Origin of the sequence: Hahella sp. NBU794, from assembly GCF_050749805.1 — a bacterium.
Classification (GTDB): Bacteria; Pseudomonadota; Gammaproteobacteria; order Pseudomonadales; family Oleiphilaceae; genus Hahella.
Genome location: NZ_CP192738.1, coordinates 2,213,899 through 2,232,803, shown reverse-complemented (window position 1 = coordinate 2,232,803; position 18,905 = coordinate 2,213,899). Strand labels below are relative to the sequence as shown.

Annotated in this window: 15 protein-coding genes; 7 read left to right on the top strand and 8 right to left on the bottom strand. The window is 51.1% G+C overall.

What is annotated here, in order from left to right:
- Positions 1-46 precede the first annotated feature (46 nt).
- Positions 47-688, bottom strand: a complete 642-nt coding sequence (locus ACQYWX_RS10015; RefSeq protein WP_431688660.1) for an HAD family hydrolase — start codon at positions 686-688, stop codon at positions 47-49.
- Positions 689-700: 12 nt separating this feature from the next.
- Entirely contained in the window at positions 701-1,648 is a 948-nt protein-coding gene (locus ACQYWX_RS10010) for an RluA family pseudouridine synthase (RefSeq protein WP_431688659.1), read from the bottom strand.
- Between the two features lie 551 nt (positions 1,649-2,199).
- On the opposite strand from ACQYWX_RS10010, the gene rne reads away from it, so the two are divergent.
- Complete coding sequence (gene rne / locus ACQYWX_RS10005; RefSeq protein ID WP_431688658.1) at positions 2,200-5,397, top strand: ribonuclease E; 3,198 nt, start codon at positions 2,200-2,202, stop codon at positions 5,395-5,397.
- Positions 5,398-5,619: 222 nt separating this feature from the next.
- Entirely contained in the window at positions 5,620-6,177 is a 558-nt protein-coding gene (locus tag ACQYWX_RS10000) for a YecA family protein (protein WP_279502132.1), read from the top strand.
- A 41-nt stretch (positions 6,178-6,218) separates the two neighbouring features.
- On the opposite strand, the gene ACQYWX_RS09995 is transcribed toward ACQYWX_RS10000, so the two are convergent.
- Both ACQYWX_RS09995 and ACQYWX_RS09990 read right to left on the bottom strand, forming a co-directional pair.
- Positions 6,219-7,388, bottom strand: coding sequence for a phospholipase D-like domain-containing protein (locus tag ACQYWX_RS09995; protein WP_431688657.1), 1,170 nt, complete (start codon positions 7,386-7,388; stop codon positions 6,219-6,221).
- Positions 7,389-7,398: 10 nt separating this feature from the next.
- Complete coding sequence (locus ACQYWX_RS09990) at positions 7,399-8,259, bottom strand: PHP domain-containing protein (protein WP_431688656.1); 861 nt, start codon at positions 8,257-8,259, stop codon at positions 7,399-7,401.
- 167 nt (positions 8,260-8,426) lie between these two features.
- Between ACQYWX_RS09990 and ACQYWX_RS09985 the strand changes: the two genes are divergently transcribed.
- The 4 genes from ACQYWX_RS09985 (at position 8,427) to ACQYWX_RS09970 (ending at position 10,873) form a co-directional block, all read left to right on the top strand.
- Positions 8,427-9,011, top strand: coding sequence for a septation protein A (locus tag ACQYWX_RS09985; protein ID WP_216739052.1), 585 nt, complete (start codon positions 8,427-8,429; stop codon positions 9,009-9,011).
- A 47-nt stretch (positions 9,012-9,058) separates the two neighbouring features.
- A complete protein-coding gene (locus tag ACQYWX_RS09980) occupies positions 9,059-9,358 on the top strand; it encodes a YciI family protein (RefSeq protein WP_216739053.1) in 300 nt (99 codons plus the stop codon).
- A gap of 174 nt (positions 9,359-9,532) precedes the next feature.
- A complete protein-coding gene (locus tag ACQYWX_RS09975) occupies positions 9,533-10,192 on the top strand; it encodes a TIGR04211 family SH3 domain-containing protein (RefSeq protein WP_216739054.1) in 660 nt (219 codons plus the stop codon).
- 369 nt (positions 10,193-10,561) lie between these two features.
- Positions 10,562-10,873 (top strand): PilZ domain-containing protein, encoded by a 312-nt coding sequence (locus ACQYWX_RS09970; protein ID WP_241567020.1) that lies wholly within the window; start codon positions 10,562-10,564, stop codon positions 10,871-10,873.
- Between the two features lie 49 nt (positions 10,874-10,922).
- Here ACQYWX_RS09970 and rraA read toward each other — a convergent pair whose 3' ends face one another.
- The 3 genes from rraA to ppsA all read right to left on the bottom strand — a co-directional run bounded on the left by rraA (position 10,923) and on the right by ppsA (position 14,616).
- On the bottom strand, positions 10,923-11,414 hold the full coding sequence (rraA, locus tag ACQYWX_RS09965; protein WP_216739055.1) for a ribonuclease E activity regulator RraA: 492 nt from the start codon (positions 11,412-11,414) through the stop codon (positions 10,923-10,925).
- Between the two features lie 85 nt (positions 11,415-11,499).
- On the bottom strand, positions 11,500-12,177 hold the full coding sequence (locus ACQYWX_RS09960) for an NAD(P)H-binding protein (RefSeq protein WP_216739056.1): 678 nt from the start codon (positions 12,175-12,177) through the stop codon (positions 11,500-11,502).
- Positions 12,178-12,285: 108 nt separating this feature from the next.
- A complete protein-coding gene (ppsA, locus tag ACQYWX_RS09955; RefSeq protein WP_371824086.1) occupies positions 12,286-14,616 on the bottom strand; it encodes a phosphoenolpyruvate synthase in 2,331 nt (776 codons plus the stop codon).
- Positions 14,617-15,042: 426 nt separating this feature from the next.
- On the opposite strand from ppsA, the gene ppsR reads away from it, so the two are divergent.
- Positions 15,043-15,861, top strand: coding sequence for a posphoenolpyruvate synthetase regulatory kinase/phosphorylase PpsR (gene ppsR / locus ACQYWX_RS09950; protein ID WP_216739058.1), 819 nt, complete (start codon positions 15,043-15,045; stop codon positions 15,859-15,861).
- A gap of 69 nt (positions 15,862-15,930) precedes the next feature.
- On the opposite strand, the gene ACQYWX_RS09945 is transcribed toward ppsR, so the two are convergent.
- Positions 15,931-18,864, bottom strand: coding sequence for an insulinase family protein (locus ACQYWX_RS09945; protein WP_431688655.1), 2,934 nt, complete (start codon positions 18,862-18,864; stop codon positions 15,931-15,933).
- Positions 18,865-18,905: the final 41 nt, after the last annotated feature.

Here is an 18,905-nt window from a genome sequence, read left to right as displayed (position 1 = left end):
ACCTGCTAGCTTGGTCTTAACATCCATAGTCACAACTACAAGGCCATCACAGAAACAGTTTCTGCAATTCAGCCACATTATCCGCGACCGCTACCGGCCGATATTTTTGCAACCGGGAAACTTGATGAGCGCCATGAGACATCGCTATACGATCCATACCTAACCGCATAGCCATCTCCATATCGTATTCCGTATCCCCTACCATCACCGCCTCATGCGGCCGCAGCGAAAACGCATCCAACAACTCCTGCAGCATGAGCGGATCTGGCTTGGAGCGAGTCTCATCCGCACATCTGACAGCATCAAAGTATTCACTCATATCCATTGCATTAAGCGCTCTATCCATACCACGCCGACTCTTACCTGTCGCAACCGCAGTCAGATATTTAGCCTCGCGTAAATAACCCAGCATGTCGATAACACCCGGATACAATCCACTTCGGGTTATCTCAGCCAATAGAAATTGCGCCGAATACGCCTCTTTAAAGCCATCGACAAACATCTGATCTTCGATACCAAACAACTCGACAATCGCCTCAGACAGACCAAGCCCGATTATATTCTTGGCCGCCTCTCTTCCCGGAAAAGGCGTCTGCATTTTTTTACTGACCACCTCTAGACAGTCCACAATATGAGAAGTGGAGTCAGCCAAAGTTCCATCCCAGTCGAATATCAACAACTTATACATATGATTTAGACGTCAACTTCTCAGCGCAGGAGAATGATCCTCATCCCACTCACATACAATTTTTTGCTCTGGCCGATCAGGCCAACTCAAGCGCAACGAATAAGCATGCAGGCAGAGCCTTTTAACCCCCATATCCCGATAGACCTTATTCGTTTCTGAGTCGCAGTATTTGTCATCGCCGATAATGGGGTGTCCGGCAAATTTCGCATGCACACGAATCTGATGCGTTCTACCTGTAATTGGCTGCGCCTCAACCAAAGATCGCCCCGTCCCGGAATACAACACTCTAAAGCGCGTTTCACTGGCCTTGCCATCTTCACTGACACTCACCACACGCTCCCCTGAGCGCAGGACGTTCTTTTTCAACGGAGCGGTTATCACTGACTTGTGCTTGGGCCACTTACCACACACCCAAGCGTGATAGATCTTCTCAACCCTGCCCGTTTTCAACATATCATGAAACTGCACCAAGGCCCGGCGCTTTTTCGCCAACACCAAAACACCAGACGTATCGCGATCAAGTCTATGAGCCAACTCCAGAAAACGTAAGTCCTGGCGCGCAGCGCGAAGTATTTCAATGACGCCGAAGCTAACACCGCTTCCACCGTGCACCGCTACGCCACACGGCTTATTTATAATAAGCAGTTCGTCATTTTCAAACAGCGTTGACTGCGAGACCAATTCAATCAAGCCAGCAGGTATGACAGGTTCTGAGTTATCGCTTTCCGATACTCGAATGGGAGGAATTCGAACCTGATCGCCATCTTTCAACTTTGTCTCGGGCTTGCATCGCCCTTTATTAACCCGCACCTCTCCCTTGCGAATTATTTTATATATCTTCCCCTTCGGTACGCCTTTCAACTCTCGCACCAGAAAGTTATCCAGGCGCTGTCCGTCAGACCCACTATCGATAGTAACAACTCGGGCGCCGACGCCGGCCCCGCCATCTAATTTAGTCACAAATATTTAACTCTGGCGTAAACCGCAAATATTCTTGGATAAAAACCGGACAAAACAAACGTGATTGAATGCCAGTGGTTTAACTGCTATATTTTCAAGGCGCTAACTCGGCGGAAAAAAGGTAGGCCATTTAGCATCCGAATAGCTGAGCGATGACATAACATCAGGCGCGAAGAGATTATACAGAGTTGAACACGGGTTATAAACCGAGCGTTGACTCCAAGCCTATATGCTGTAATCAGACTGGCAACCGATAAAACGGCGCCGAGAGACGCATATCCAGGCGGAACGAATTCCCGCGGTAGGGTCAATCACCTTCCCGCCCATCCTCTGATTATAAAAGAGGGTGGAAAACTAGTGACGACACGGCGCACACATAGATAATGTACGGCTCGCACAATAGAGGCACAATCTGTAACTCTATGGTTGACCCGGATGATCCCATCCCATGGTCCACCAGCACACCTCCGCTGTGGCCTCACGCATCACCGTTCCGACTTGCTTAAGCGGTTTTTGGCGCCCACAGAACACTGAGTGGGACAAAAACATAAATGAAGCGAATGTTGATCAACGCAACTCAACCAGAAGAGTTACGTGTAGCCCTCGTTGACGGACAAAAACTGTACGACCTGGACATTGAGTCCGGCACCCGCGAGCAAAAAAAGTCCAATATCTATAAAGGCAAAATTACCCGCATAGAGCCCAGCCTTGAGGCCGCCTTCGTAGACTTCGGCGCAGAGCGCCACGGCTTCCTGCCCCTGAAAGAAATTTCCCGCGAATACTTCAAGAGTCAGCCGCAAAAAGGCGGCAAGATGAACATCAAGGATTTGCTGCAGGAAGGCCAGGAAATCATCATCCAGGTGGACAAAGAAGAGCGCGGCAACAAAGGCGCGGCGCTCACGACGTTCATCAGCCTGGCTGGCCGCTATTTGGTGCTAATGCCGAACAACCCTCGCGCGGGCGGCATCTCTCGTCGCATTGAAGGCGATGATCGCGACCAACTGAAAGACGCCATGTCCGGCCTGACAGTTCCCAAAGACATGGGACTGATCATTCGCACTGCAGGCGTTGGCCGCTCTTCCAAAGAGCTGCAAAGAGACTTGGACTACCTGCTGCAATTCTGGGACTCCATCCGTCATGCATCGGATAGCAAGCCCGCGCCCTTCCTGATCTATCAGGAGAGCAACGTAGTTATCCGCGCCACCCGCGACTACTTGCGCCAAGATATTGGCGAGGTTCTGATCGACCACCCACAAGTACATCAGGACGCACTTAACTTTGTAAAAGCGGTGATGCCAAACTTCGAAAACCGCATCAAGCTGTATCAGGATGACATCCCGCTATTCAATCGCTACCAGATTGAAAGCCAGATCGAAACCGCGTTCCAGAGAGAAGTAAAACTGCCATCAGGCGGCTCTATTGTTATCGACCCAACCGAAGCCCTGGTTTCTATCGACATCAACTCTGCTCGCGCCACTAAAGGCGGCGACATTGAAGAGACCGCGCTGCAAACCAACCTGGAAGCAGCGGATGAGATCGCGCGCCAGCTACGCCTTCGCGACATCGGCGGCCTGATCGTTATAGACTTTATCGACATGACGCCCAACAAGAACCAGCGCGAGGTGGAAAACCGTCTGAAGGAAGCACTGGAGTTGGATCGCGCTCGCGTGCAGATCGGCAAAATTTCCCGCTTTGGCTTACTGGAAATGTCACGTCAGCGTTTGCGCCCATCATTAGGCGAGACCCGTAACGAGATGTGCCCCCGCTGTAAAGGCCAGGGTTCAATTCGTGGAGTAGAGTCTCTTGCTCTATCCGTCATGCGCCTGATCGAAGAGGAAGCGTTTAAAGAGCGCACGGCCGAAGTTCGCGCAATCTGCCCTATCAGCGTCGCCACGTACCTGCTTAATGAAAAGCGCGAGAACTTAGCCAAAACGCAAAAGCGCCACGGCGTGAAAGTGATTGTGGTCCCTAATTCGCATATGGACACCCCTCACTTCGAAGTTCAGCGAATCCGGGACGATAACGCCAATGTTAGCGAGATCAGCTACAACGTTAAGCCTGAGATGGAAGAGAAAAACCCGGTTGAAAGCCTGCTGCACAAAGAAGTTGTACGCCAGGAAGCCGCGGTGAAAACCATTGTGCCAACCTCTACGCCTACCGCTCCAAGCGAAGAAGTTGGCTTGCTGAAGCGCCTGCGTCAGAAAGTGTCAAAAATGTTCTCTGGCGAGAAGAAAGACAGCGACCTCAAGATCACGGTTGCAGAATCTCCGCAAACGTCACAAGACAAAGACGCCGGCCGTAGAAAAGTTAAAGTACGCGATCGTCAAGACGGGCAACGCGACAATCAACGCCAGGACAACCGTCAAGCCGAATCCCGAGATGGCGGACAGGATAATCGTCGCGGCAACCGTGGCCGCAATGACGACCGCAACCAGCGCCGCAACGAACGCAACGAACGCAACGAACGCAACGAACGCAATGAGCGTAACGACGGACAGAAAGATAGACGTCAACGGGATCGCGACCCCAGCAAGGGCGATACTCCACGCGAGCAAAGAGGCCGCAACGAATCAACGAAAGCAGACTCAGGCAGCCAGGAAAAGTCGGAGTTTAGTCGTCCAAGACGTGACCGCTCCTCCGGCAAGCCGGTTCCTCGCCCACAGCGTCAGGACAGACCTGAGCGCCAAGACAAGCCTGAAACTCAGGAGAAAGTGGCCGAAGAGACTGCAGAACGTCGCACTCCCGTCGTAGCCACTAACGTCACAGACGAGCCCGTAAAGTCTGAAATCACCAAAGAAGTATGGAACAAATCTGTTGAAGCAATCGCTGAAGTAGAAACCACCGACAAAGCTCGCCCATCGCAACCAAAGACGGAAGAGAAAGGCGCAGCGCCTGCTCAGCAGTCAGCACAGTCCAGTGACGCTGTCGAGCCTGGCAAAGCGCCACAGGAGCGCGCTTCAGAGCAGCCGGCGAAACAGCTCGATGCAGACACACGTCAACGCAAGGATGATGGTGCAGAAGCCAAACAGCAGAGCGAAGGCGAGCAGGAAAAACCTGCGCGCAGAGGCCGTGCGGAAAACGACCCTCGCAACAAAACACGCCGCCCCAAGCGTGAGGCTGCGGAAGCTAAATCAGAGGAAGCGCCCAAAGAGAGTCAGGTAGAGAAGCCTGTAGCACGAGCAAAAGCAAGTGCGCCAGAGGCGGACAGCATCTCTGTAGAAGCCAAGAGCAAGGAAGACAAGAAAGAGGAGCGCGTAGCTAAACCTGCTGTTGAGCAACCAAAGAAAGAGACGCCCACAGAGGCCAAGGGCAAGCCAGACACAGCGACGGCAGCGGATAAAAGTGCAGACAAAGCGGTGCCGGCGCCAACTGCCGAGAAGAAACCTTCCGACAAGCCAGTTACAACTGCAGCAGAGTCCGAAGAGGAGCCTAAGCGAGCCTTCAACGATCCTCGAGAGGTGCGCAAGCGCATACAGGCTCAGAAGACTCAAACCAGCAATAACTCGGCAGGCGCTTCCGCTCCCCAGCCAATGGCGGCCCCCAAAGCTCCCGAAGCGGCAACCATCGAATCCAAGATGGAAGCGAAAGAGCCTGAGCAGCCCCAAAAAGCGCCAGCTCCGGTGGCGGAGAAAGCTCGTGAGGAGGCCGAACCTCCCAAGAGCGCACCTAGCGCCCCGGAGGCAACTGTCGCTGACGTAAAGGCTGAAGACAAACCTTCATCTCAGGACAGCAAGGCGTCACAAGCCTAAGCTGGCGATAGCCGGCGCAATGACGCCGACGGCAGGTTGCAATGCCTGCCGTCGGCGTCTCGCTTTTTGCTCCCAGGTTCCGACCGAGACACAGCGAAAACCGTTATAAACGGGGCGCTTATGTCAGTGCAAAATGCGGATATTAATACTTCACATTTTTGCTGTAGCATCCGTTATCGGCATAAATTAGACTGATTCAAAGCGTCCTCTAAGGAACCCGTCATGCAATCCGAAGCTTTTCCCTTTACCTCCCAGGAAATCGACCATCTTGAGTCACTGTTGTTCGACAACGATCAAGAAGAAGAAAACCTGGATCTATTTGGGATTCACGGTCTCTTGAGCGCATTTGCCGTTGGTCCGGCGGACGCGGACGTCAATGAGTGGCTACGCCTTATCCTCGACGGCTCCTGCCAACTGGAGAGCCAAGAGCTTGAGGAAATCAAACAATCCATTCTGAGACTGTTCAAGCACATCGAGCAGCAACTTCACAGCGAGGAAAACGTCTCTGTACCAGAGGAAATCTTTGACGACGAAGACGCTCTCGCTAACTGGTCTGCTGGATTTATTGAAGGCTTCCTGAGCAATGAAAAGCTGTGGTTTGAAGGCTACGACGAAGCCGCGGTGGCGTCACTGCTGCTTCCTATGATGGCGCACTCCGAACTCTTCGAGGATGAAGACTTCGAGGACATAAAACACAATGACAAACTGATGGCGGAAATGGCGGACCAGATCCCAGAGAATCTGACCGATCTATACCTGCTCTATCACGCAAAGCAATAAGCTTGTTTTCAGGCAGCTCTCAAACCTTATTGAGGGCTGCGCTACCTCAGAAATCGAATCAGCAGTTCGTCTAATTTTCCCATCAAATAGACCATCAACCGACTATACCAACCCATCTTATTCAGGGAGGCCAAGGTTACCGCCCTGCTCTTTCTACGGCACTGCTCGAAAAAGCCCGCCACTTGAGTCGTAAATTCTGCATTCCATACTTCCTGATTCGCTTCCAGATTCCAACGATACGTCCAATGATCAAGATTGAATGACCCGACCGAACACCAGTCGTCGCATACATACACCTTGGCATGAATAAACGTCGGCTGATATTCAAACAACTCCACTCCCGCTCGCAATAAAGAACGATAATGACGCCGCGCGGCGTAAGTTACCCCAGGGTGATCACTCGTCAATCCCGGAACAATAATCTGCACTTTAACCCCTTGTCGCGCCGCCCAGCGCAGGGCGCGCCTGACCCGCCAAGACGTAACGAAATAAGGCGTAATGATCTGCAAACTTCCATGTGAGCGCTTAATGCGGCGCAGCAATTCACGCACGATGTCCTGCTTTCGCCACCCCCAACCAAAGGCGGCGCGCCCAGCCATTTCTCCACCTTTAACTGCCGCACGGCCCAAGGGGAGTATTATCTCGCTGCTTTCACGCCAGATTTCCCTAAAGCCCCTATCCCAGTCCGCCAACACCGGGCCCGAGATGGTCACAGCCACATCCAGCCAAGCCGTCTTGGCTTCTTGATCATCAGACTCGATAGCCTTTTCTGACAAGGGCTCCCCAGGATCTGGAGTTTGTGGGAAAAAATCGTCCGTAATCCCAAAACCACCCACCAACGCCACCTCGCCATCCACTAACACTAGCTTGCGATGATCTCTATGGAAGTTTCGGGTCCAACGTCGATAATTTATAGGATTGTATGCAGTGACATGAATATTCGCCGGCAAGGCGTGGGATAAAAAGAGGTCCCGCAGTACAGCGCGGGAACCGAAGTCATCCAGCAGTAAAAATATCTGCACCCCACGATTCGACGCTTCTTCCAATAAGGCATACACCCATTGAAAGGCCCGCCCTCTCTCCACCAAATACATTTCAATAAATATGTAGTGACGAGCGGAGGAAAGCGCCTGATGCAGCGCATGCAAAATTTCAATGTGCCCAATACTGAAACTGAAAGTGTTGTCTCCGACAACCTTGCATCTATCCATGAGCGTTCATTTATTGTCGAGCGCGCAAGACGTCAATGAGACTGGGTAAAGATTGAGCCATCTTAGGGAATCGGCCCAATTGACGCCAAGGCATCATAGCGCCGTGATAGTCGCTGCCTGCAGATTGCGCCAAACCAAGCTTTCCAGCCTCTTGCTGAATCCAGCCAAACTCGCCAGAGTTAATGTCGGGCACAGAGATCTCCACCGCATCTCCGCCACAGGCTTTAATTTCCGCCATCAGACGCCGCAGCTTCGTAGCAGTCATTTTGTATTTGAAAGGATGCGCCAGAGAACTGTATCCCTTACTGCGCTTCACAGCGGTAAGAACTTCTTCAAGGTCCGGCCAATACAGCTTCACATCGCCAATTTTTCCTGCACCCAGATATTTCTTGAAAGCCACATCGATTGATTCAACAGCCTCCATTTCCAGCAACGCCTGAGCAAAGTGCGGACGAGCCGGCACTCCACTTTCTGCAAACGTTTCCGCCCGGGCGTACAAATCAGCGATCTTCAGTTTTCTCTCCAGCTTATCGGCGATCACTCTGGCGCGATCCAAACGACGCGTTTTCTGCTTTTCCAACAGCGCAGCGACTTCGCTGCCTGCCAGATCAAAATCAAACGCCAGCATATGTATCGTCATTCCCTGCCACAGGCATGAAAACTCCGTACCGGCAATCAACCTGATCCCCAGCTCCTTATCCAGTGACGCATCCATCAATGAGCGCATCCCTTCCACTGTATCGTGATCAGTAATTGCTAAAGTTGTCAGCCCCCGACTTACAGCTAGCTCCAGCAGCTCTGCTGGACTTCGGGAGCCATCCGAAGCAGTGGTGTGACAGTGAAGATCGAAGTCATGATTGACAATCTGCATAAATGGTTACAAAACCCTAAAGTACAACGCTAGTAGAAAATACAGTATCATCTCGTCTAATTTAAGTTCTAATTAAAAAAGTTCTCCGCACGCCTAAACTTGCGTCATTGTGGGAGACAACAACGCCGACGGTCCTGACTGATCGTCGCCAAACGACACGGCTATCTATGAAACTGTTATTTGATTTTTTTCCGATCATTCTTTTTTTCGTGGTCTATAAAACGACTAACGATATCGTAACCGCTACCGCCGCGCTTATCCCCGCCACCGCCGCACAAGTCGCCTTCTCCTGGTTTAAATACCGGAAAGTGGAAAAGATGCATTTATTCGCCCTAGTTATCGTTGTGATACTGGGGGGCGCTACGATTCTATTTAAAGACGACACATTTATTAAGTGGAAGCCCAGCGTAGTGTGCTGGCTGCTAGCCGTCGTATTTCTGATTGGCGGCTGGGTAAGCAAAAAGAACCTTTACCAGCGCATGATGGAGGCGAATATCAGCCTTCCGCAGCATGCATGGTCCAAACTGAATTATTCCTGGGTAATTTTTAATGCCCTATTGGGGGGACTCAACCTGTATGTCGCCTACCACTACACCCAAGACCAATGGGTTAATTTTAAGCTATTCGGCATGCTCGGTTTGTCCCTGGTTTTCGCATTGATGCAGGGCGTTTACATCAGCCGCCACATGGAAGAGGACGAGCCAGCGCCATCCGATAGCGCTACAGGTAATGGCGATAACAAGTCCTTTTAGTTAACAAAGAAACTTCCAACATACCTCAAAGAATCAAGAGTCGCACAATGCTCTACGTCATTTACGCAGAAGATAAAGCCAACAGCCTGGAAGACAGAATGCAGGCAAGACCAGACCACTTGCAGCGTCTGGAAACATTGAAAGAACAGGGCCGCCTCATCCTCGCCGGCCCCACTCCGCATGTTGACGCCATGGACCCGGGACCGGCCGGTTTCAGCGGCAGCGTGGTGATAGCGGAGTTCCCATCATTGGAAGACGCCAAAGCCTGGGCGGACGCAGACCCCTATATAAAAGCGGGCGTGTACGAGAAAGTCACCGTCAAGCCATTCAAAAAAGTATTGCCCTGAGAACAACCAAACGCTCTGGGCGCTTGCACTACCCTGTCGATATAGTTTAAAAAACATTCGACTAATACTGCCGCTATCTAAAGCGGGAGGCAGGGTCAACTCAAACTGAGACAATGATACAAATGCGCCCGGGCTTTCCAACAATGTCACCGCATACTAATTAGGAATAACAACGTGGGAAAAAAAGCGCTTTTATTAGCCGGTTTGCTAATTTCCTCATTTGCATTTGCAGATACGAAATATATTGACGACACCATGTACGCTCCGTTGAGAAGCGGTCAGGGACTAGAGTTTCGTATCGTTCACAAAGGCGTCAAAAGTGGCACGCCGGTGGAGCATCTGCAAACCAACGCCGAGTCTGGATACAGCCTTATCCGCACCCCTGAAGGCATTGAAGGCTGGCTGCCCACCCGCTTTTTGATCAATGAGCCTGTCGCCAGAGATAAGCTCAACAGAATGACTCAGCAATATACCGCGCTACAGCAGAAATTTAACGACCTGCAGAACGAATACAGCCAGATCAAAGGCGAAAACTCCAACCTCGGCGGCGCTCGGGAGCAACTGGAAAAGTCCAACAAAGAACTCCAATTGGAGCTTAGCAATATCAAACGCATTTCTGAGAACGCCATTGCTCTGGATACTCGTAATCGCGAACTTAGAGAAAGCAATGAGAAGCTGAAAAACGAAGTGGAATTGCTCTCTGCAGAAAATTTGCGTCTGAAAGACAGCGACGAGCGCGACAAGATGCTATTGGGCGGCGGACTGGTGTTGCTTGGCGTCATTATCGCCCTGATTGTCCCCATGTTCAAAAGAGAGAAGAAAGCCGGCTGGTAACGCTTATCTACCCCCTTCCCTGAAAACTCGTCCGCAATAACATCCGAGTATGTTTGCGGACGAGTGCTACACTATTCATATATAAGGAAGCAGACAAACGTTTGCTTTTTTATTAAAGCCTTTTATAACCGGATACTTTCATCACTATATTTTTTATATCACAGTGAGCTGAAAACGCGTCCGGAATAATGGAAGCGGGTGTGCTTGAAAGGGGGGAAAGGTTTTCATGCTATCAATATATAGTGCCTTGATTCAATAGCACATACCAAATGTTCTACCAATAGGCCAACTTATAACAAATCCAGCTTTGACAGGTCCTTTTTAGCAGCGTATAAAACTAAGGACCCAATAACAATAAGTGAGGCCGCGATGAGACTGACAACTATGCGCGATTACAGCGAGAAACGTGATTTCATCCGTATGAAAGTCGACTCAGAAATTGTGTTGACTATCGCCGACACTGGCAGAAGCTTAACAGGGGTTTGCAAAGACCTGAGCGGGGCAGGAATGTCCATCGAAATTGGTGAGCCGTTCGCCGAGGGCGCAGAATTTCAAACGTCCCTCCCCTCGTCCAACGAGGCATTTCCTTCTTTTGAGACCATCGTCCGAGTAATCAGATGTACGCCTGTATCTGAGGACAGATACGTCATAGGCGTAGAGATCACCAAGGTCGTCAATTGATATCCATGAAAGGCGTCATTCGACGCCTTTTTTGTTTGCTTTGGCTCAATTACTCTTGAGGCATACTTAGCTGCTCTGGAGATACAATCACGCCATTATTGTCTGCATAAATATAATGGCCAGGTTTAAATGTGACGCCTCCAAAAGTAATATCCACATTCAAATCGCCAATTCCCCTCTTATCTGTTTTCATGGGGTGAGTACCTAATGCTTGAACGCCAAGATCAGTTTGGCGAATCACATCAACATCCCGGATGCATCCGTAGATAATGATCCCCTCCCATCCGTTGGCCGCCGCTTTCTCCGCCAGCATATCTCCCAATAGCGCCGCCCTTTTGGAGCCGCCACCGTCCACCACCATAACCTTACCATGCCCTGGTTGATCCACCTGCTGCTTGACGACAGAGTTATCCTCAAAACACTTAACCGTCACAATTTCTCCGCCAAATGAACTCCTGGCTCCGAAATTTTGAAACATTGGCTCAACCACTTTAACCAGCTGTGGATATGCGTCGCATAAATCTGGAGTGACATATTTCACTTATTAGTGCTCCCTATTTTTATGAAAGTGCAGAAGTATTATTAGAAGGTTTTTACCAAGAAACTTAAACGGCCAAGACCGCCTTTTAGAGAACCTTTTGCAGACAATCGGATTCAAGCGTCAGTATAGGTGGTCGGTTTGTAGTTAAAGCTTGTTCCGCTTCATGAACCATACGGTACGCCAGTTTATTTGCATCCAGTCCGGCATACTTTCTGAGCGGACCTTGCATCAGCGGATTCAGCCATGCCGCCGCCTTGACGCCCACGCCCTCCAAAAATCGAGACTCGTGACGCTCACCAAGCAGCAACGAAGGCCTGAATATCGTCACAAAAGGAAAGCCTTCTTCCAGCACCGCTCGCTCAACCTTTCCCTTGACGCGATTGTAGAAAAACAGCGACTTTTCTGACGCCCCTATAGCCGATACCAGCAAAAAGTGACTGGAGCCATTACGCTTCATCGCATGAGCCGCAGCAGCAGGATAGGCGTAATCGACCTGACTGAAAGCTTCCTGACTGCCCGCCTTTTTAATGGTCGAACCAAGACAGCAAAATACGTCATCCGCACTTATATCCGTCAGCTCTTGCTCCAATCGATCAAAATTAACCACTCTCTGAACCAATTTTTCGCTTTCCACTTCAAGAGTGCGACGCACAATCGCAGTAACTTGCCCATAGCACGTTGAAGCAAGCAGGCGACGTAGACATAATCCACCGACAAGGCCACTCGCCCCCAATATCAAAGCGCCGCGCTTCCCATCCACCATTTAGTCTCCTTTATCCAATTCCCAGTTGCACTTGATAAGACAGCAACCCAATCCCTAAACGCAAAAAGCCGGCATCAGCCGGCTTTGCGAATATACCTAACGCTGTCGTTACGCGTGTTTTTCCGCCAGGAAGAACCAGGTATCCATCACAGAGTCAGGGTTCAAAGAGACGCTATCGATACCCTGATCCATCAGCCACTTAGCGAAATCAGGATGATCGGATGGACCTTGCCCACAAATACCGATGTATTTATCCGCGTTCTTACAGGCCTGTATAGCCATGGACAGCAGACGCAATACCGCATCGTTACGCTCATCGAACAGGTGCGCCACAATACCGGAATCGCGGTCCAACCCCAGGGTCAGCTGAGTCAGGTCATTGGAACCGATGGAGAAGCCATCGAAGTATTCCAGGAACTGTTCAGCCAATAGCGCATTGGCAGGCAACTCACACATCATGACCAGACGCAGACCGTTGTCGCCGCGACGCAGTTCATTTTGTTCAAGCAGCTCAACTACCTGCTTGGCTTCGCCCACAGTTCGCACAAACGGAACCATGATCTCTACGTTGGTGAAGCCCATTTCATTACGCACTTTCTTCAGCGCGCGACATTCCAACTCAAAACAGTCGCGGAAAGAGTCCGAAATGTAACGGGAGGCGCCACGGAAGCCCAACATGGGGTTTTCTTCTTCCGGTTCATAGATGGTGCCGCCGATCAGGTTAGCGTATTCATTGGACTTGAAGTCAGACAAACGCACGATGACGCGCTGCGGATAAAACGCCGCCGCCAGTGTTGAAATGCCCTCAACCAGTTTCTCAATGTAGAAATCGACCGGAGACGAATAACCGGAAATGCGCTTCTCCACGACCTGCTTAACATCGCGAGGAAGGGTGTCAAAGTTCAACAGCGCCTTGGGATGCACGCCGATCATACGGTTAATGATGAACTCCAAACGCGCCAGACCCACGCCCTCATTGGGCAACGCCTGGAAGTCAAACGCGCGATCCGGGTTACCGACGTTCATCATGATTTTGAACGGCAGTTTTGGCATGGATTCAACGCTGTTTTTCTGCAATTCAAAGTCCAGCAGACCTTCATAGATCATACCGGTATCGCCTTCGGCGCAGGATACCGTCACATTGACGCCGTCCTTCAACAACTCGGTCGCGTCTCCACAACCGACGACCGCTGGGATACCCAACTCACGGGCGATAATCGCCGCATGACAGGTACGACCGCCGCGATCCGTCACGATGGCGGAAGCACGCTTCATTACAGGCTCCCAATCCGGATCGGTCATATCTGTGACCAAGACATCGCCATCCTTAACCTTATCCATCTCGGAGATATTGGTGATGACGCGAACCGGTCCGCTTCCGATTTTCTGACCGATACTACGACCTTCACAAAGCACTTTACCCTTCTCTTTCAACAGGTAACGCTCCATGACGGCGGAAGCGCGGCTCTTAACGGTTTCAGGGCGCGCCTGTACGATATACAGCTTGCCGTCGTCGCCGTCTTTCGCCCACTCGATATCCATCGGACGGTCGTAATGCTTTTCAATAACCAACGCCTGACGCGTCAGCTCATAAATTTCCGCATCAGTCAGGGAAAACTTACCACGATCTTCCTGATCAACATTCACCGTTTGCACGGACTTGCCGGCGGAGCCGTGATCGCCATACACCATCTTGATGGCTTTACTGCCCAGATTGCGACGCAGTACAGCGGGACGACCGGCTTCGAAAGTGGGCTTGTGAACATAGAATTCATCAGGATTCACGGCGCCCTGCACAACCGTTTCGCCCAGACCGTAAGATGCAGTGATAAACACAACATCTTTAAAGCCTGACTCCGTATCCAGGGTAAACATAACTCCACTGGATGCGGATTCGCTGCGCACCATGCGCTGAATGCCCGCAGACAACGCCACGTGACTGTGTTCAAAACCATGGTGGGCGCGGTAAGAAATAGCGCGATCATTAAACAGCGACGCAAAAACTTCTTTCACTGCGTGTCTAATATTTTCGACGCCAACGATATTCAGGAATGTTTCCTGCTGGCCTGCGAAAGAGGCGTCCGGCAGGTCTTCTGCAGTAGCGGAGGAACGAACCGCCACCGCCATATTCTGATTGCCTTCTTGCAACTTAGCGACGCCAGAGGCGATCGCTTCATCCAACTGCTTGGGGAAAGGAGTGTCAGTAATCCATTGGCGAATACGGGAACCGGTTTCCGCTAACGCTACCACATCGTTCACATCCAACTTGGCCAGCTCATCATGAATGCGCTTATCCAATCCTTCGGTTTGGAGGAACTCACGATAAGCGTGAGCGGTAGTGGCGAACCCCAACGGAACGGTAACCCCGGCATGGGCCAGGTTACTGATCATCTCGCCAAGTGAGGCGTTCTTTCCCCCCACTTTGTCGATATCGCCCATACCCAGGCTTTCAAACCAAATGATGTAATCTTCCAAGGTGCTTCTCCCTAGTCAAATCATAGCGTTTGGCGTCAAACTACGAAGCATGTCGCAAATCATAGCTCAGCGGCGCCACACAGTTGTAACCGTTTACCGAGATAACTACAAGTAGCAGCCATCCCTATGATGTTTATGCCTAATCTTATTTGTGATTCACTTTATAAGCGACTTATCCGGCGTAGTCTAGCATCTGTATACTGGGCTCTGCACCCAACAATACAGGAAGACAATTAGCAATTAGGCGATTACGATCAAGTCTTTCGATTGCGGCATTCCAGACCAGTCTTGTCGGCGGCGGGACTCGCGACAAAGGAAACGCACAGATACATTTAAATCATAACTAACTATTACTTCCGCCTTTTATATGCTTTGAGCAGGTTAAACTTCATGAAAAGAACCGCATTTTTTATATCCGACGGCACAGGCATTACCGCCGAAGCCTTGGGACAGAGTCTGCTGGCGCAGTTTGAATTCATAGAATTTGAAAAGATCACCCTGCCATATATCGACTCACTGGAAAAAGCCCGCAAAGCCGTCGCACGCATAGATAAAGCATCGGAAATAGACGGCAATAAACCCGTCATATTCGACACCATCGTAAACAGTGAAATTCGCGCTGAAATACGTAAAAGCCAGGGGTATATGATTGATATCTTTGGCACTTTCCTGGAGCCTCTAGAGCAGGAACTAGGATCAAAATCCACTTATACTGTCGGCAAATCCCACTCTATCGTCAGCAACTCCTCTTACAACCGTCGTATTGACGCTATGAACTACGCCCTGGAGAACGACGATGGAGCCCGGATCCGCTACTATAACGAGGCGGACATCATTTTGGTTGGCGTCTCCCGTAGCGGCAAAACGCCCACTTGCATTTACCTTGCACTGCAATACGGCATCAAGGCGGCCAACTTCCCTTTGACCGAAGACGACATTCTTGACCAGCGCCTGCCGGAATCGCTGCGCAGCTATCGCGAAAAGATTTTCGGTCTGACCATAGACCCCGAGCGTCTCGCAGTCATTCGTAATGAGCGCAAGCCCAACTCCAAATACGCCTCCATCAAGCAGTGTAATTATGAAGTGGAGGAAGTAGAGCTGATGTACCGTCGCGAGCGTATTCCTTACCTCAATTCCACCGACTATTCCGTTGAAGAAATATCCACCCGAATTATGATGATGACCGGCATCGAGCGCCGCATTCGCTAACAAAAAAAGCCCCGGCAACCTGCGTCGCCGGGGCTTCTATGTCATTACATCGCCGTGAGGCGAAGCGATTTATATCTTGTGAATAGCCAGATTCAGCTTGGTGAAAGTATCCTTAGCGTTCTCTCCACTCACCACCGCTACACTGGCCTCTTTGTTCAGCAGATAAGTGTTGGCCACCCTCTCCAAATCTTCCATCGTCACAGCAAGCACGCGACGACGGAACTGTTTCCGCTGCTCGGCCGTGCGACCGAACAACTCGCTATGGAAAGCGGACTTCGCTTCGCCAGCAGGAGAGCGCGGCTTATCAATGTTGCTCACTACGCCCAACACCGCCTGCTCAAGCTCAGCAGGGTCGTGTTCACGATTCAGCAGCCAAGTGACTGATTCGTCAAAGTCGCTCAACGTTCCCTCTATCCGCGGATCGCGGTAAGAGTAGAAGCGGAATACGGAGTTGGCGTTATCCTGTCCTGCTCCGGCTCCATAGGCGCCGCCCTGCTCACGGATCGCCCGATGCAGGAAGCCGTTGCGCAGATAGTGCCCCAATACAGTCAATGCCGCGGCATCGGCATGATCGCTGGGAACCGTCGCATAAACTTTCGCGCAGAAGCTTACTTGGCTGTTGGTGATCCAGCCCACCTGACAATGCTCTCGCGTAGCAGGCAGGTTAAGCAGGCTGACTTCAGAGTCAGACGCAGCCTCACCCCATCCTGCAAATGCAGCTTGATTGAACGCATCCAAATTGGCTGGCTCTGCAACGCTCAGGAACTGCGCCGGATTGGCGATAAGCTTCTGGTGCAGTTGTTTCAAGCTATCCGCAAACGCCTGTAGCTTCGCTTTATCCGCAAAGGATTTATCCAGCGCCTTGATCCACTGAATGCCCGCCAAACCGCCAGTGCGGTGACCAATCGCCCCCGCAGGACTTAAGCGACTCGCCGCCGCCATCATCGCCATACCGTGACCATTACTGGTAACGCCCTGCTCCCTTCTGGAAGCCAGCAACGCCACCAGCTCCTTGATGCGATCCAGCTCATCAAAGCGCGGCTGATATAAAAACTCTTTCATCAGACCAATCAACTCGGCCTGATTACGCTGCAACGCCTTGCCGGAAACAACCAGGAAGCCCTTGCACTTCTGTTCATCCGCCACCTCGCCGCGAATCTCCCAATAACAGGAAACACCGCCGGTGTAGGCGGATTGGCGCTCTTGCATCTCCAGATAGGAACATTCACCAGCGCCGACTTCCGCCAGACAAAAAGTCAGCAGCGGCAACAGCGACAATTCCTCATCACTCAGATCCGGCAACGGCAAAATAGCCTGATGATAGATTATGCCGTTAGTTCCCTGAGCATACGCTGTCAGCGGTAGGGCGCCTTGAGCCTTGGCCGGCTCAGGAATCGCGATATCCAGAGGAACATCATCCAGACCCACTTTAGGAAGAATATCTTCCGGGTCTTTTTGATTCTGACGCTCGTTCAGCGCTTGCGCCTGAGTGACGATTTTCTGCTTTTCTTCATCCGACAAACGGCTCTTAACCGCCTGTAATTTAGCGTGAGTATATTTTTCCCGCTGAGCTTCCAATTGCGCATCTGGAGCCAAGGTCAGAGTAATGCGATGTGGATTATCCAGCAGCAGCTCTTTCACCAGAGTCTTGATGTATTCCGGGTTCTTGATGCGCTCACGCAACTTCACCAGCACCGGATCAATGTCCAATAATTCCGCAGGATCTACGCCCTGCAGCGCAGGCGACATGGCCGCCAGAATCAATTGCAGGCCGTAAGGATAAGAATCGCCGGAAATCTCACGCTGACTCAGTTCCAACTGGTGCAACACAGCTTCCAGTTTCTCCAGTGGTACGCCTTCCGTCGCCACTTTTTCCAGCACGCCGACGACCAAAGACTCAAACGCTGCTGCGCGCTCAGGCTCAGAGCCTTCTATTCCGCACACAAACGCCATTTCTTTATAGGAGTCCTCCAAGCCGCAGAGGCCGGATGGAGAGTGCCCCAAATCCGTCGTCTCCAGTGCATGCATTAATGGAGATGCGCTGTTTTCCAGCAGAACATTGGACAGCAGGTGAGCTTCCAGATTGCGCTCAAGATCGCCGCTCGGCGTCAACAGCCAGCCCATAACAATATGTGACTTGGAGGCGGACTCTTCTTCCGCCGCCAGCGGATAGGCTTCTTGCACGCGAATCGGCGAGAAGTAACGCTTTTCATCACTAATCACAGGAATATCGTCAGAGCGCTCGAACTGTTGCAACGCCTTGTCTTCAAATACTTTCTGCAGCTCACTCGCCGGCAGATCGCCAAAGGTCATGAACACGGCGTTACTGGGGTGATAATGCTTACGATAAAACTGCAACAGTTGCTCGTGAGTCAGGTCGGGGATATGGTCAGGCTCTCCCCCGCTGTTGAAATGATACGTGGATGTCGGGTACAGATATTTGGTGACCGCCCCCCACAATTGCGACATCGGCGAACTCATTGCGCCTTTCATCTCATTGTAGACAACACCTTTGTAGACTAGGTCAGAATTGGGATTTTCCGCTTCTTCAAACTCAAAGCGGTGCCCTTCTTGCGCAAAATCCAACTCATTCAGATTCGCGAAAAACACGGAATCCAAGTAGACATCCAGCAGATTAAAATAGTCCTTGCGGTTCTGACTGGCGAACGGATAAGCCGTCCAGTCGCTGCTGGTGAACGCGTTCATAAAGGTATTCAGTGAACGCCGGGTCATCATGAAAAACGGATCGCGCACAGGGAAATTCTTGCTGCCGCACAGCGTTGTGTGCTCAAGAATATGGGCGACGCCAGTGGAATCCGTCGGCACTGTGCGCAACGCAACCAGAAAGACGTTTTCTTTTTGCTCGGAACTCAAGTGAAAGTGCCTGGCTCCGGTTTTCAGATGCCGGAATTCCTGAAGCTCAATTTTCAACGCATCTATTTTGCGTCGGCTAATGCATTCAAATGTGGGATGGGCGATATCCAAAGACAACGAGTCAGACATTTATTTCCAGCCAATCTTTACGAGTGTCGAGTTAGTTTTAA

Excerpts from the sequence above, each read along its gene's own strand:
- ACQYWX_RS10015 (WP_431688660.1), bottom strand. The coding sequence starts at position 688 with ATGTATAAGTTGTTGATATTCGACTGGGATGGAACTTTGGCTGACTCC.
- rne (WP_431688658.1), top strand. The coding sequence starts at position 2,200 with ATGAAGCGAATGTTGATCAACGCAACTCAACCAGAAGAGTTACGTGTA.
- ACQYWX_RS10000 (WP_279502132.1), top strand. The coding sequence starts at position 5,620 with ATGCAATCCGAAGCTTTTCCCTTTACCTCCCAGGAAATCGACCATCTT.
- ACQYWX_RS09995 (WP_431688657.1), bottom strand. The coding sequence starts at position 7,388 with ATGGATAGATGCAAGGTTGTCGGAGACAACACTTTCAGTTTCAGTATT.
- ACQYWX_RS09990 (WP_431688656.1), bottom strand. The coding sequence starts at position 8,259 with ATGCAGATTGTCAATCATGACTTCGATCTTCACTGTCACACCACTGCT.
- ACQYWX_RS09985 (WP_216739052.1), top strand. The coding sequence starts at position 8,427 with ATGAAACTGTTATTTGATTTTTTTCCGATCATTCTTTTTTTCGTGGTC.
- ACQYWX_RS09980 (WP_216739053.1), top strand. The coding sequence starts at position 9,059 with ATGCTCTACGTCATTTACGCAGAAGATAAAGCCAACAGCCTGGAAGAC.
- ACQYWX_RS09970 (WP_241567020.1), top strand. The coding sequence starts at position 10,562 with ATGAGACTGACAACTATGCGCGATTACAGCGAGAAACGTGATTTCATC.
- ACQYWX_RS09960 (WP_216739056.1), bottom strand. The coding sequence starts at position 12,177 with ATGGTGGATGGGAAGCGCGGCGCTTTGATATTGGGGGCGAGTGGCCTT.
- ppsA (WP_371824086.1), bottom strand. The coding sequence starts at position 14,616 with ATGGGCGATATCGACAAAGTGGGGGGAAAGAACGCCTCACTTGGCGAG.
- ppsR (WP_216739058.1), top strand. The coding sequence starts at position 15,043 with ATGAAAAGAACCGCATTTTTTATATCCGACGGCACAGGCATTACCGCC.
- ACQYWX_RS09945 (WP_431688655.1), bottom strand. The coding sequence starts at position 18,864 with ATGTCTGACTCGTTGTCTTTGGATATCGCCCATCCCACATTTGAATGC.